Genomic DNA, 13,522 nt, shown 5'->3' on the forward strand with positions numbered 1-13,522 from the left:
TATGGTGTTTAAACTGCTGGAACAAGCTGGTATTGATTTGGATATGGATGACAACGGTAGCAAAATACAAGAAGCCCTCGGTGATCTGGAAACTTCTAAATCTCTCATTAAGATAGCAATTATAGGTGTCGGAGGTTCTGGAAACAATACAATAACAAGACTGTATGAACTGGGGGTTGAAGGGGCAGAATTAATAGCCATGAACACCGATGCTCAACATCTTTCAAGAACCAAGGCTCACAGGAAAATTCTTCTCGGAAAGAATATTACTCACGGAAAGGGTTCTGGTGGAAATCCAAGAATTGGTTATTTAGCTGCAGAAGCCAGTAGAGATGAAATAGCGGAGGCAGTTAGAGACGTCGATCTCGTGTTCATAACCGCTGGTATGGGTAATGGAACAGGAACAGGAGCGGCACCCGTTGTTGCCAGAATTATAAAAGAGGAGGCAAGAAACTCCGGAAGAATTCAAGAGCCGCTTGTTGTGAGCGTTGTGACATATCCCTTCAAAAACGAGGGGACAAGGAGACTCGAAAAGGCAAAAGCAGGTATACAGGCCCTTTTAAAGTATTCAGACACTGTTGTGATAATAGAAAACGACAAACTTCTTGAATTGGTGCCAAAGCTCCCAATTTCAGCCGCATTTAGATTTGCCGATGAAATAATAGCGAGAATGGTTAAGGGTATAACAGAAACAATAATGCTCCCCTCCATGGTAAACATAGACTTTGCGGATGTGTACAGCGTCATGAAAAACGGTGGTGCTGCGTTAATTGGAATAGGTGAAAGTGATTCAAACAAGAGAGCCGTTGATGCCGTAAATAACGCCTTGAACAACAAAATGCTTGAAGTGGAGTTTGGAAGCGGGGAGGCTGCATTGGTGCACTTTACAGTTGGCCCAGACGTCAGCCTTGGAGAGATAAACGATGCCATGCAGATTGTACATGAAAAGCTCGGAACAAAGTCAGAGATAAAATGGGGAGCGAGAATTGACAAAGAGCTTGGAAAAGTCGTTAGGGCAATGGTAATAATGACGGGAGTAAAATCCCCTCACATACTCAGCGGCGACGTTAACGCATTAACAACCGAAGACAATCTGATAATTTCAAATCCAATAACCAGAAGGATAAACAAAGACTCAGAGCTTGAAAACCTATTTGACGAAGTTTCAGGAAAGAAAAAGGCCAACGTAGTTATTAACCCGGAGATTGAGAGAATCATAAAGGGTGCTGTGGATTACGACTTAAGTTAAATCCTTAACTCTTTATAATCATCAAAGGGGTAAAATCAGAAGTTGCTAAAATCACTCGCAAAATATTTCTACTATTTTTTGAATTATTTTGCTTGTCTTGGCAACATCTGTCTTGTATGCGTAGGGTATTCTAATGACTTCTGCCTCGATGCCATGCTTTCTGAGTTCTTCTTTTAGGGCACATAAGTCGAAGTTCTGATCCGGACCCAAGGCAATAACATCTGGATTAAGCTTTTTAACAAGTTCGAAGCTTATGTGCTCCGGTTCCCCAATTACAACTTCATCCACCATCTTGAGCGCCTTTAAGAGCTCAGCCCTTTCGTACATAGAGTTTATCGGTGGTCTGCCTTTTCTTTCTTTTACCGTTTCATCGTGAGCTACTATTACTATAAGCTCATCTCCCAGCTCTTTCGCTTTTTTCAGAAAGTGGATATGTCCCACATGGAGAATATCAAAGACACCTCCAACAACAACTCTTATCTTTTTCTTTTCACTCATACCGCAGTCAACTCCCAGATTTTATCTTTTGCGTGATGTATCACTTTCACGGCCTTCCCCTTCGTTTTCTCCTTCATGGTTTTTCCGTCCATCAATGCAATCCCAATTGCCAACGGCCTACCGTATTCTTCCTCCACCACAAACACAAAATCGCCCTCTTTTATACCCTCATCTGCGTCAACTATACCCGGAGCCATCACATCGGCGCCATTCAATATGTATGGAACAGCGCCTTGATCGACAACAACTCTACGCTTCCATTTTCTTAAATCTTCCTTGTCGGAAATCTCGTACAGAGTTATCACCAGTGGAAATATAAGCTTCTCCCTCCGTATAAAGCGAGGTTTTCCGTTGACAAACAGAATCTGGGTAGTCGCATCAAACTCACCCACCAGAACTTGATCATTTTTTGATATTAACTTCCCGGCCACTTCTTCTCCGAAGATTCTGGCTATTTCTTCCATTATCTTCTTGACTTCTTTTTTGCTCAATGGATGCTTTATTTTCATTTAGAACACCTCACTCAACGAGCTTTTTGATTTCTTCTGGCAATAATTCCCCTTTTAAGCTCAATGCTACATGGATTAAACTTTTCAGAGCATCTGCTTTATTTTCAGCCCACGTAACAATCACAAGGTCACCGTTTTCAATGGGAAGCTTTTTGAGATCTTTGGAAAGTCCAGGGAGGGTTTCCCTTAGAGGCCTCCCATCCTCTGGGAAAACTATCTCACCGTTCTGCACTGTTAAAATCATGGCACCCTTAGCGAAAAAACGAATTGCCTCGTCTCTAAGTTCTATACTCTTAAACTCCGGAGGCTTTCTCACGACGAGTGCATACGTCACAAAACCTTCGAGGGGGGTCACCTTTGAAGGCTCCGAGAACAGTTCTGAAATTTCCTGGACGATTTTAACACCCCTCTCACTCAGTGAATGTCCCTTTTGCTGAGATTCAACAAGCTCAATCGAGGAAAGTTTCTTTAAAAGGGTTCTAACAGTTCCTTCTCCAAGATTCAACTCTTCAGAAATCTGTTTTCGCCCTTTGGGTGTTTTTAATAAGAAAAGTACGGCAATAACATCCTCAATTTTAAACTCCGGATATGCCCCCCGCTTCCAATCCATCTTTTCACCTCTGTTTTCGATTTAATGGCAAAATATAAAAACTTTAGGCTAGTCAACAAAAGCATGTCCGCCCCAAAGCTCCCTAATTTCCCTTGTAGCATCCGGGTAAACTCTCTTAAACGTAATCCTCCAGTAACCCTGGGGCATTTCTTCTATGTCCTCTATGTGAATCTTTAAGCCCAAACGTTCAAAGTGGGATACCATCTTATAGGCCGTTTCTATGTGCTTTACTCTTACAGTGAAAACTTCCGCTATTTCTTCTCCAGCGCTAACGTCCCATATGCTTTCCACAAAGGGTTCCAGAAGGGCCCTCCCCAAAGCCCCTGCATATTTCTCGAATTCCTCATACTGCACTCTCTTTTCGGCCAAGTAAAAAGCAAGCCGCTTTATCCTCTGCATAAAGTATCCATGTGGAAGGTCGAAGAAAATCCTTGCTCCGATTTTAATATCATTGACATTAGCGTAAGGAGTGACGTATTTTACGATTTTCTTCATATCGGGGCTCTTCATGACTATTCCTTCTCTCTTTTCCCTGCTTAGCTGCTCTATGAGATCCTTAAGCTCATCAATTTTCGAGATGTCATATACTCCAAAAACCTCAACACTTGGAATTCCGTATTCTTCTGCTATTTTAAGTCTCTCTTCCACAGTAAGAGAGTTCCCGGTTTTCTTTTCTTGGATGTCAAAAAGAAAGAATTCTATGTCCTCTTTCACATAGGGTGGCCCTTCAACAAGATACGGGCTTTCTGGCCCTGCCATTTCTCCACAGAGAACCAAATTCGGATAATCCTTAAAAAGCTCCATGTTGATAAAATCCTCAATTCTCTCAGTAGTGAATGGACATACGAAACCACCCCGAGTAAAGGCAAAAACCCTTCCCTCAATTTGAGCAACCCTTATGTTGTACCCATCGACCTTTTCTTCCACGTAGAAGGGCTTCCTCTTGAATACCCTCTTTATTCCATTTTCCAGATGAACTACCCTCTTTATGTGGGGAAAGCCAAGTATGATGTTGTGAGAATCAAAAACGACAGTCCCCCTTCTTAAGCTTCCGGCAGAATCCTTAAACCTGAGGTACCTTATTCCCTCGAACTCATCCTCCACTATACCCCCTTTACTTTCCAGTATCTCAATACGCTTCCTGCCGATACCAAGCTCAAGAAGAAGACTTTTGAAATGGGAACTCACCATCCTCAGCACCATTATTATTTTCTGGTTTGAAGTTTATAGGTTTTTGGACGTTACTCCCAAGACCTGCCAAATGTTCAATCTCTGCAAAAGCTTAGGATAAAAGAAAAATAAACCAAAAGCACATTAGCCGTTAAAACTGCTATCTCATTTCCCTCCGAACCAACAACTTGAAGAACTACATTTCCGTTGAGTTCTTTCTCAAGGTCGGAGAGCATTTTCTCGTATCTCCACAGAACTCACTTCTTCCCCGCTTGTGAAGCTGCTCATTGTCCTTTATATATTCTCCCACAGGGGAAAGCATCTCAATTTTTATGGAAATCCCCCTTGCTCTGGGAATTGTCCAATGTTACTGGCCAACATAAAACCAATAAAGTTTAAAAAGCAAAAACCAACCTCAATCCTTCAAAAACGCCTCAACTAAGTTTCTTGTTTCCTTAAGAGCCTCCAACGGTATTCCCTTTGGTAAGCCGCCGATCTCGCCCTTTACATCCTTTAAAACGCCTTCTCCCGCTCCCAAGAACATTCCTTCGCTCGTTATTCCTCTGAAGTTTGCGGGGGGTAAAAGTGCCACAGCAACTCTGTGACCTTCCTTCACGGTTAAATCGTTTGTAACCACAGTAATCGCCCTATCCCCTATGTTGACATTGCATACGAGAAGCTTATCTGCATTTGGGTGCTTACCGGCACTCATGACCTCCCCAACCCTTATGTCTACTGCAATGACTGGATCGTTTATCTTACCAAGTGCCAGCCTCTTATCAAGGTTAAGAATTGTGTTTAGGAAAAAGCGAACCTTTGCTATGCTCTCTTCAACCTTTTCCCTCTCACTCCTATCAGCCAGCTCGAGAAACTTGGTGTACCAATCCTCACCACCCAGTGCCTCAACTATCCCCAGAGCCTTCTCCTTTAGCTCTTTCATCTGAGGCGTCTCAATTAACTCCTGCGGTTCCAGATATGAGTAGCGCAACGCCTGGAGCTCGGGAATCATTTCTTTTGCCAATTTTACTGCCCTCTTTTTGTCCCACTTTCCCTTGAATTTAGCCCCTTCAATGGTTTTCAAAAACAGCTCAACTGCCTTTTCAGCAACCAGCAGCCGGTAATCCTTACTCGTGTCCCACATTTTCCTCACCTTCAATCGCTTTTAGAACATCTCTCTTAATATTTTCGTCGGAAATTGCCTCCGCAACGGTAATTGCCTTGAGCTTCTCACCCCTCTTTGCATAAGTCAAAGCAATTTTTTCAAAGACTCTGGATGCTATTCTATCATCAGAGATTATTGCTCCTACCGTCAGGGCTTCCCCAATCTCTCCTATTTTTAGGAACTTTAATGCAATTTCCTCAAGCTTTTCGTCATTTGGCCTTATTTTCCTCTCTGCAGCCATCCTAAATGCGTCTTCAACAATACTCTTTGCAAGGCCCTTTTTGTCATGGAGAAAGAGCCAGTAAGCTATTTCCAAGAGAGCCAAGAGTTTTTCTTCATCTGGTAGGTATTTGATAACAAAAACCGCGTTGTCGACATCTCTCCTTTCGAGAAACTCAGAAACAAGTCTACTGCCCTTTTCAAGTGCCATCTCTATAAGGGATGCCTTTTTCTTCAGCTCCTGTGCACTTAAGTGCCTCTTTATGTCTTCATAAATCTCTGCGGCAAGTTCGTAGAATTCCTTGGCTTCTGGGGAATGTATCCTTTCTGCGCTTTCCAGAATCTGCTGGGCCAAGCGATATAAAAATGAAAGAACCCTCGAATAAGGTTCGGGAGATTTTTGAGCAGTTTCGTATGCTATATTGTAATAATAAAGGGCATCGTTATACTTTCCCGCAAGTGCCATGTAGTATGCAAGGTAGTCGTAACCCTCGGCTTTCCAAAGAGAGTGGTCAATTGCCTTAATAGCTTGATGGGCCTTTTTAAAGAAGTACTCGCCCTTCTTATCGCCAGTGACGGCAAGGGTATAGGCAATTAATGCCAAAGCCCTTGCCTTCTCCAAAAGCCCTTCAAATGAATCAACGATCTCAAGCATTCTCCCCAGCACGGCTTCCCTGTACTCACTTTCCTCCACGTATTGATATATGTATGAAAGGGCCTCAAGCCTTGAGAAGGGATCCTCAATTCGAAGGGCAAGTTCCAGTGCACTTGAAAAATTTCCTCTCTGGAGAAGGTCGGAAATATCTTCCATCATAAATATCACCGAGCGCCTTTAACTCTCTTATCCCATTCTTCAAGCATTAAATCCAACGCCAGAAGATTCGTAAGCTTAAGCCTAACCTTGTTGTTGCTGTAGTCTATCGAGCCGCTAAACTCATTTATAAGTTCAAAAACTTTTTCAGCTTCCCTAAGATTAAGATTTCTCCCATAAAATTCCTCACCACATTCGGGGCACTTGAAGGCAAAATCCTCCAAAGCCGATAAGAATGCACCCTTATCTTTAAGCAGCTCCTGAAAGTTATCGAGGATGAGCATCTGTTCTATTAAATCCTCCCATTTAATGGCTTTCCCGCATATGGGGCATCTGGACATCAAATCACCCCAACCTCTTTAGAAACATTTCGATTTCTTTCACTAAAAACTTAACGGCTTCCTCAAGATTTCTCTTCCCGTTAGCACCTGCCGCTCCGGAGTGACCTCCACCAGAACCCTCTATAATCGGACCAACTTTCTCCATGAGCTTTCCTAAATGAAGACCCCTCTTGACAAGGTTTTCTTTTGCCCTTGCAGAAATCCTAACACCCTTCTTATCGCTTCCAACAATCGCAACATCAGCCCCAAGCTGAAGGAAAATTTTGCATGCCAAGGACTCATAGGCAGAAACCTTTGAAACGGCTATTATGTAATTGCCGACTTTTTTGATTTCCATTCTCTGGCAGGCCTTTAATATGGCCATTCTCTTTGCCTGGTCTATGTTCTCATCACTCACTGGAGCAACCAAATTGTATATCTCCCCCATCTGGATATCAAACCTCTCCAAGATTTTGGACACCGTTTTGAAGGTTTTCGAGTTTGCGTATCTAAAATTGGCAGTGTCTGTGACTATCCCTGCTAAAAGAACTTTTGCAGAGATTTCATCGTAAAAGCCAAAGTATTCCAGAAGCTCCCACACAATCTCTGCAGTGGAAGTCCTTGAGGAGTCAACGATTTTTATGTGGGCCCTTATTGGGTTCTCCTTTTCGATGTGATGATCGATAATGATTAGATACCTATCATCCGGAACTTTAACAGGCTCCAGCTGTTCAAGGGAGGAGGTATCAAAGATTATAACAGCATCCTCCAAAACGGCTGGATTCTTTTCCACCTGAGCGAAGTTGAGAAGGCGTTTTGCATAAGATGAGACGCTTTGGGCAACACCTATTCGGTTTTTTAGGCCTAGACTTGTAAGGTACCTGGAGAAAGCTATAGCGCTGCCTAAAGAGTCCGGATCGGCGTTATGGTGGCACAGCAACAAAAAAGAATAATTTTTCTCTTTTGCGTTATTCAGAAAGTTTTTGAGCTTTATTTTGCCCTGCAATTTTCCTCAACCTTTTTTCAACTTTTTCATAAGCCTTCTCAAGCGCCTCATAAATCAGCTTTTCCACGTCCACTTTCACGAATATTGGCACCTCAAGATAGACCTCTATCTCCAAATCCAAGGTATCCTCCCGGTTTATCCTCGTTGTCACTTCTATGTCTTTCACTTCACTTCTCGTTAAATGCTCAAAGATATACTCTATAATCTCCTCCTGGGCTAACTCGCCGAGAGATATTAGCTCTTCCTCATCCAGCTCTGGAAGCCCTATGTGGAACACCCTCTTCATCTACACCCCTCATAAAATGTTGAAAAAAGAACTCACCCAGCGACTCCTCTCAGAGAGCTCTGTATTTGTTGTGTGAGCTCTTTGATTTTTTCGTTAAGCTTCTGTTCCTGCCTCTCCAAAGCCCTTAAGCGAACCTCCAGAGTTTCCACTTTCTCTTTAAGCTCCTCCAGTGCCTTTGCCTTCGTTGCCCTGACTATCAAAGTGCCAACCGTCTTGTATATTGGAGTCTCATCTTCAACTTTTTCAATCTCCTCAAGGGCTTTTTTAGCATCGTTAAGCTCCACTTGGATTCTCTGCTTCTGCTGGATTACAAGCTGGAGCTGCTGTTGATAATTCTCGAGCTGTCCCAACAAAGCCTGCACCTGAGGTGGAATGCTCTGCATGACAACACCTCCCTTTAGTCCGAGGCTATACTCTCAGAGGAGATTTAAATAGTTAACTAAAGCTCGACTACATCGAGTGCAACTTTAATCCATCGAAGATAAGAATTAAGGGTTCCTCTTAAGGCGGAGTTGTCCTTCGCAGTGAACTCCATTATAACCTTGTTTCCCTTTAGAGAAAACTTCATCTTGCTTCTCCTATAGGGAACAGTTTTATGCTCAAAAAGAACACTCTCATAAACAACTCTTGCTGTCTCATTGCTGGGGAATTCAATCTCGATTGTGCCTCTTATCATTTTTCATCCCTTTTGATGCCGAGCTTTTCTTTATAGTCCCATCTTCTTCCGTCTTCCATTATCCATATTTTAACGCTTATCAAAGGACCTACCGGTTTTTCCCGTGAGACGTCAAAGCGGTAGAAGTTCACAGCTATTCCCCTTGGATGGCGCTCAATTACCCCCAAGACATCGGTATTGTACTTATCAGCTATATACTGAAGGCTTTTCTCTCCCCTTGGGACGAATTTTCCGTTGGTGAGCTCGGCAAAAACCTGACCAAATACTATGTGATCAAGTCCAACCCTTTTGGCGGTTGTAACTATAAAGGGCATCTCCTCCCTAATCGGGCGAAGGTTTCTAAACCCCATTTCTCTCTGAAGCTTGATTCCATGAAGGTAAAGATATCCCATATATCCCCAATCCTCTGGAGAAACCTTTATGAAAGTCATCTTGAGTGGGTTCCCCCTCCACACATTGATTATCAGAAGCCTCTCGTAGCCCCTATCGTAAGCCTCCATGAGGAGGTCTTGAATGGTTTTCTTTCCCCTAGTTAAATAAGTCGAATTAGGAAAAACCCTCTCCAGATCGTGTCCAAAGCTTCTTGTCCTCCTTGTGGGTCTGTGGGATGTCGTTATCAGCATCATCTCTGATCACTTGGGGATTTTGGAGAAGGGGGTTATAAATCTTTTCAATAGAGAAGAGATAGGGCTCAAATTGCCTTAATCCTTCTGGCAACTTTGGGCCTAGGCTTGTAGATTATCTTTGCTCCACAGTATGGACAGCGTATTTCTCTTGTAATAGCGAGATCCATCTTAAACTCTTTTCCACATTTTGCACATTTATACAATGCCTCTACCATAACGACCACCAAAAAATATTTTAGGGGATTTATTGAGTTGTTGCACCCCTCTTAGCAATCCTTCCAGCCGGAGTTGCGGGCAAATAAGCCCCTCCTGCAAAGGTAGCGCCACACTTCTGGCACTGCCATATTCCGGTGCTTATCCTTTTAACGGCTTTCCTTCCACATACTGGGCAAGTATGCTTTTGTCTCATCTTTTCCTCTACTGCCGCAACTCTTCTTCTGATCTTAAGACCATATCTTGGCCCAAATCTTCCAGCGGATCCAACTTTCTTTGTTCCTGACATGATCATCACCTCTAATGACCTTCAAGCTGAAGGGTATAGCCGAGTTTTATTTAAAAGGCTTTTCCCAAAGCCCAACTAAAAAACAAAAATTTAGTTTATAAATCTTTCTTGCTAAATGCTCCCAATTTCTCTGTGGGAGATTTTCCATGTTAAAATCTCAAAAGCTTCTCCAACTAAGGGACATGACCCCATACCCCAAGCACGGGGATGAGTGTAAATCGCACACCCCCAGCCAGCGATCCAAAGAGCTGGAAAAAGAAAATCCATTAGGTGAATTGTCCATCTCTCTAACTTTGCAGCTTTGGAAAGTGCCTTCTTTTCATGGAAAGCTACGAATGCAAAGATTAAAGTCAATACCAGAAAAATCTTGCTGTAGGCATTAATCCTACCAGAGCAAAGAACGTGAATAGCAAAAATCCAGCGATTGTAACACCCAGAAGTGTCCTTTTATAATTTATGTCAGCCAAAAGGCCAACTAATCCAAGAACGATAATGGATAACAGCAATGCAGGTATAAAAGTCCCCAGATAGTCAGAAAACGATATGCAGGCTCCAGGAGCAAAAAAGGTTAATCTAAGCAACCAAAAAGAAAAATAATGATGGGTTAAGGAGCGGTCTCTTTTTCTCTGGAGATAATTGAATCATAATACTCCCTCAAGCAAGATACACTTTTCTAAGCCGCAGTTTTGCATGGTAGTATGCAGAAACAATTCCACTGAGCCATGGAATTAAGATGAGCCAGCTATCATCCTTAGGGAGGGCAAGCCAGAAGTCAAGGAAGACTATCGCTAATAATCTTACCAACCACTTTTCATAGGGCAAAGCTTTATTAAATTCATCGCCTTTGGAGAAAGCATTAACCAGCAGTTCATAGAGGAAAATCAAAAAAGCATTAATCACTGTGTAACCAATAAGTGCTTCATAAAAGGCTTTTGATGATGTATCTTTTATATGTGGATGAGGGTGAAAAACCCTAAAGATACATAGTACAGTAAAGCCGAGCACAATCAATAGGAAGTCTTTGCTTTTGATTATTTTACTGGGAGTTGTATCAAGATATGGCATTATTATCATACCTCCATTGATAAAATCAGAAAAAAGAGGAAGATAAAAACTACAGTGTCCATAAAGCTTTAGCTGAAACTGTCCACGAGCCATCTAACAAACTTTCTGTAGCTGAAGATATAGTGTATGCTGATACACTATATACAATCCATCCTGGTGTAGCAGTAAGAGCTAATCCTAAGCTAATTGTTGCAGCAGCAAAGTTAAGCCAGGGATCATCAAGTAACGAAAAGAGATAATTTCCATAAGTGTGCTCATATACCATTGAAAACTCTACAGGAATTCCCTTAGCATTTGGATGTATTGTGTATATAATGGTAATGTATCCCTCAACAATTTCATCTTTTACTGTGTATGTTCTAGTAGTAAGTACTGTATAAACCCCATTGATATATGTTCCCCCAGGTGTTTCTTCTTCTTTCACATATGTTACTCCACTGTTATCTCCTGCTCCCAAAGTTGTGTATATTAATTGCCCATCATAGGATAAAATTCCTTTTTGATACGGGATATAAATCAAGTCTTCACTTCCCCTCCAGCCCCATTCTTCCGTTGCTGGATAACCATCTGGTGTTCTCCATTCCCAATGATAATCTACAAATACATACTCGGGCATTGACGAATAACTGTATGGAGTTACCTCCAAAGTGAGGTACATCTGCTCTCCACCCATTGGTTGGATTTCTCCACTCTTACTAGTCTTTTTTGGAAAACTGTACGTATAGGTGACAGTTTTCCCTTTCTTAATCCCATACTTAACTAGCAACCACTCAGCACGAAGTTCGTTATGCCATCCACCTTTTAAGAGCAATCTATGATATTCGTTGAATACCTCCTCAACTTCAGTCCTTGACACCCCCTCACTAACTCCAAATGGAAATGCCATTGCTGTTCCGGCTGTTGCTCCTATCATTAATAATCCAACTAATAGGGCAAAAAGTTTCTTCATGTATCCATCACCGCAAAATATTTTCAAACATCATAGTATATAAATTTTTTCATCTTAATGGGGCGTGTTTATAGTAACTTTTATTTAGGGTTTTTGCTGAATTTTTTCTGGTGATCACATGATCCCCAGATGGGATCACAGACTCAAAGACCCCGAAAGCGTAGCATTTACAATTCTTGACGTCCTGGCAGACCTAGAATCAGAAGGAAAACTGAAAAACCTACCAAAATCCAAAAAATTCCCAGTAAAAACAATAATAGCAGTACTCCTCTTCAAACAATACTACAACCTACCCCTCAGAGACGCCCAACACTACGGCAGAAAACTCTTCGCAGCAAACATCCACTACTCAACCCTCCACAACTGGGAGAAAAAACTGGACTTAGAAGAACTAACAAACCACCTCCTGAAAAAACTCCAACAACTACCCTACACCAGCACCCAAGCAGACTCAACAATCATCACAAATAAAAAAAGACAAAAATCAAAGTCCAGGCAATAACAAGAATCCTGCCAGGCTTACTGTACCCAGTCGCCGTGAAAATCACAACTTCTGAAAACGAGCTGATTGAACTCCTGCCAGAAGGTTCCGGGAAGTTCTACGCTGACGGGGCTTATGATTCGAAAAAAGTACTGAACACTGTGGTGGAGAAGGGTTATCTGCCGATTGTCAAAAAGACTAAGAATCCTCCGGATGGCTTTGGCAGTAAGAAGAGGGATGAAGTGTTTTCTGAGAAGGAGTACAGGCACAGGAATCCGCATGAAGGGTTCTGGGGTGCTTTTACAACCTGGTTTGGCGGTAGGATTCGTTGTTTTCTGAGAGAAACTACTGTAACGAGGATTCTGCTTGGTGTGATGTGTTATGCGCTGAAAATCCTCCTCAGAGTCAAGTACTATTTAAGTAACGGGAGGTGAAACTAAACACGCCCTCATCTTAATTAGTATATCAACTATAGTTTTTGTTTGTTTTTTATTACATATTAGAACAGTACTAATTATAAATGAAAATGCGGAACAAGCAAATTTCAAGGAAAAAGAAGAAAACAAAAAAGGTCACTCTTTCTTGATGCTTTCAAGAACCACTTTTCTTATCTCTTCAGCCTTTTTATAAGCTAAATCCACGGCATAAACGACTTCTTCAAGCTTGAAGCTTCCTCCCTCGCTTTTCTGCACTGCTGAGATGTATCCGTTCTCATCGGTTGTTATTGTTAGTTTGCCATCCATCACCTGCTCCTCTTCAAAGTTTGGATCTACTATCAAGGTGTTACCTATTTTGGCAAAGCTCACTGGAATCGGGACTTTTGTTACTGGCAAGGGCTCGTATTCATCCAGAAGCTTTACTTCTCCGCTTTCCTCATCGTATTCAACTTTCGGTATTTTTGTGCTCAACAATGCTGCAATTGCACCGATTCCAGAAGCATCTAACAGATTCCCGTCGTGGTCGAGAACGTGTACATCTATGAAGATCACCCTTACAAGCTTTCCGGGTACTATTACAAGCTTGCTCAAATCTACAGCCTGGCTTTCTCTTAGTCCCCTATCTACAACTCTAGCCAGCTCTATTGCCCTTTCATCCGGGGGTCCCGGTTCAAAGCTCGGAGATGCTAACGGGACGAATTCGACGTTGGTCGTCATGACACCCATTTCCGGTAAATCTGGAAATGGCTCTCCAAACTCAACTTTTATTCCAACAAGAACTTGAGTGTTGCCTAGTTTTACAAGGGCAGACCCTTCAGCTTTTTCTATGACGTTTGTTTCTATGGTCAGAGACCTTAAATCTTCCGGCCCCCTTCCATCGATTCTTTTACCCTCTTTCAAAAGATTGAGGATGTGATCTCTCATTATTGATGCCATTACTTCCATT

20 protein-coding genes are annotated in these 13,522 nt (G+C 42.2%); 3 read left to right on the forward strand and 17 right to left on the reverse strand.

The genetic code is table 11. The features are described from left to right. Position 1 precedes the first annotated feature (1 nt). Positions 2-1,249, forward strand: a complete 1,248-nt coding sequence (ftsZ, locus tag ADU37_RS06600) for a cell division protein FtsZ (RefSeq protein ID WP_058946862.1) — start codon at positions 2-4, stop codon at positions 1,247-1,249. 51 nt (positions 1,250-1,300) lie between these two features. Here ftsZ and ADU37_RS06605 read toward each other — a convergent pair whose 3' ends face one another. From ADU37_RS06605 to ADU37_RS06685, 16 genes are all read right to left on the reverse strand, one after another. After that, positions 1,301-1,747 (reverse strand): adenylyltransferase/cytidyltransferase family protein, encoded by a 447-nt coding sequence (locus tag ADU37_RS06605; RefSeq protein ID WP_058946863.1) that lies wholly within the window; start codon positions 1,745-1,747, stop codon positions 1,301-1,303. Beyond that, positions 1,744-2,256 (reverse strand): RNA-binding protein, encoded by a 513-nt coding sequence (locus ADU37_RS06610; RefSeq protein WP_058946864.1) that lies wholly within the window; start codon positions 2,254-2,256, stop codon positions 1,744-1,746. The genes ADU37_RS06605 and ADU37_RS06610 overlap by 4 nt, the downstream gene beginning before the upstream one ends. 10 nt (positions 2,257-2,266) lie before the next feature. Then, entirely contained in the window at positions 2,267-2,866 is a 600-nt protein-coding gene (locus ADU37_RS06615; RefSeq protein WP_058946865.1) for a DUF4443 domain-containing protein, read from the reverse strand. A gap of 48 nt (positions 2,867-2,914) precedes the next feature. Further along, positions 2,915-4,057 (reverse strand): RNA ligase, encoded by a 1,143-nt coding sequence (locus ADU37_RS06620; protein WP_058946866.1) that lies wholly within the window; start codon positions 4,055-4,057, stop codon positions 2,915-2,917. A gap of 394 nt (positions 4,058-4,451) precedes the next feature. After that, positions 4,452-5,177 (reverse strand): tRNA-binding protein, encoded by a 726-nt coding sequence (locus tag ADU37_RS06625; protein WP_058946867.1) that lies wholly within the window; start codon positions 5,175-5,177, stop codon positions 4,452-4,454. Next, the gene (locus ADU37_RS06630; RefSeq protein WP_058946868.1) at positions 5,161-6,231 is read right to left on the reverse strand and encodes a hypothetical protein; all 1,071 of its coding nucleotides are present in this window, start codon (positions 6,229-6,231) and stop codon (positions 5,161-5,163) included. The genes ADU37_RS06625 and ADU37_RS06630 overlap by 17 nt, the downstream gene beginning before the upstream one ends. 5 nt (positions 6,232-6,236) lie before the next feature. Continuing rightward, on the reverse strand, positions 6,237-6,569 hold the full coding sequence (locus ADU37_RS06635; protein ID WP_058946869.1) for a hypothetical protein: 333 nt from the start codon (positions 6,567-6,569) through the stop codon (positions 6,237-6,239). A 4-nt stretch (positions 6,570-6,573) separates the two neighbouring features. Further along, positions 6,574-7,554, reverse strand: a complete 981-nt coding sequence (locus ADU37_RS06640; protein WP_058946870.1) for a bifunctional oligoribonuclease/PAP phosphatase NrnA — start codon at positions 7,552-7,554, stop codon at positions 6,574-6,576. Next, positions 7,517-7,840 carry a DUF3194 domain-containing protein gene (locus ADU37_RS06645; protein WP_058946871.1) on the reverse strand — a complete coding sequence of 108 codons (324 nt, stop codon included), beginning with the start codon at positions 7,838-7,840 and terminating at the stop codon, positions 7,517-7,519. The genes ADU37_RS06640 and ADU37_RS06645 overlap by 38 nt, the downstream gene beginning before the upstream one ends. Positions 7,841-7,872: 32 nt before the next feature. Next, positions 7,873-8,223 carry a prefoldin subunit beta gene (locus tag ADU37_RS06650; RefSeq protein ID WP_058946872.1) on the reverse strand — a complete coding sequence of 117 codons (351 nt, stop codon included), beginning with the start codon at positions 8,221-8,223 and terminating at the stop codon, positions 7,873-7,875. 56 nt (positions 8,224-8,279) lie between these two features. Continuing rightward, entirely contained in the window at positions 8,280-8,516 is a 237-nt protein-coding gene (pcc1, locus tag ADU37_RS06655) for a KEOPS complex subunit Pcc1 (protein ID WP_058946873.1), read from the reverse strand. Further along, entirely contained in the window at positions 8,513-9,142 is a 630-nt protein-coding gene (locus ADU37_RS06660; protein ID WP_058946874.1) for a ribosomal biogenesis protein, read from the reverse strand. Before ADU37_RS06660 ends, pcc1 begins: the two co-directional genes overlap by 4 nt. A 65-nt stretch (positions 9,143-9,207) precedes the next feature. Beyond that, a complete protein-coding gene (locus ADU37_RS06665; RefSeq protein ID WP_004066568.1) occupies positions 9,208-9,357 on the reverse strand; it encodes a DNA-directed RNA polymerase subunit P in 150 nt (49 codons plus the stop codon). 29 nt (positions 9,358-9,386) lie between these two features. After that, positions 9,387-9,644, reverse strand: coding sequence for a 50S ribosomal protein L37ae (locus tag ADU37_RS06670; protein ID WP_058946875.1), 258 nt, complete (start codon positions 9,642-9,644; stop codon positions 9,387-9,389). A gap of 654 nt (positions 9,645-10,298) precedes the next feature. After that, positions 10,299-10,544, reverse strand: coding sequence for a hypothetical protein (locus tag ADU37_RS11310; RefSeq protein ID WP_144433223.1), 246 nt, complete (start codon positions 10,542-10,544; stop codon positions 10,299-10,301). Positions 10,545-10,758: 214 nt separating this feature from the next. Next, positions 10,759-11,658 (reverse strand): hypothetical protein, encoded by a 900-nt coding sequence (locus tag ADU37_RS06685; RefSeq protein ID WP_020953791.1) that lies wholly within the window; start codon positions 11,656-11,658, stop codon positions 10,759-10,761. Between the two features lie 118 nt (positions 11,659-11,776). Between ADU37_RS06685 and ADU37_RS06690 the strand changes: the two genes are divergently transcribed. After that, positions 11,777-12,160, forward strand: coding sequence for a hypothetical protein (locus ADU37_RS06690; RefSeq protein WP_058946107.1), 384 nt, complete (start codon positions 11,777-11,779; stop codon positions 12,158-12,160). 35 nt (positions 12,161-12,195) lie between these two features. Beyond that, positions 12,196-12,573, forward strand: a complete 378-nt coding sequence (locus ADU37_RS06695; RefSeq protein WP_058946108.1) for a hypothetical protein — start codon at positions 12,196-12,198, stop codon at positions 12,571-12,573. Between the two features lie 138 nt (positions 12,574-12,711). Here ADU37_RS06695 and rrp42 read toward each other — a convergent pair whose 3' ends face one another. Continuing rightward, positions 12,712-13,521, reverse strand: coding sequence for an exosome complex protein Rrp42 (gene rrp42 / locus ADU37_RS06700; protein ID WP_058946877.1), 810 nt, complete (start codon positions 13,519-13,521; stop codon positions 12,712-12,714). Position 13,522 lies beyond the last annotated feature (1 nt).

Source organism: Thermococcus sp. 2319x1, assembly GCF_001484685.1.
Taxonomy (GTDB): Archaea; Methanobacteriota_B; Thermococci; order Thermococcales; family Thermococcaceae; genus Thermococcus_A.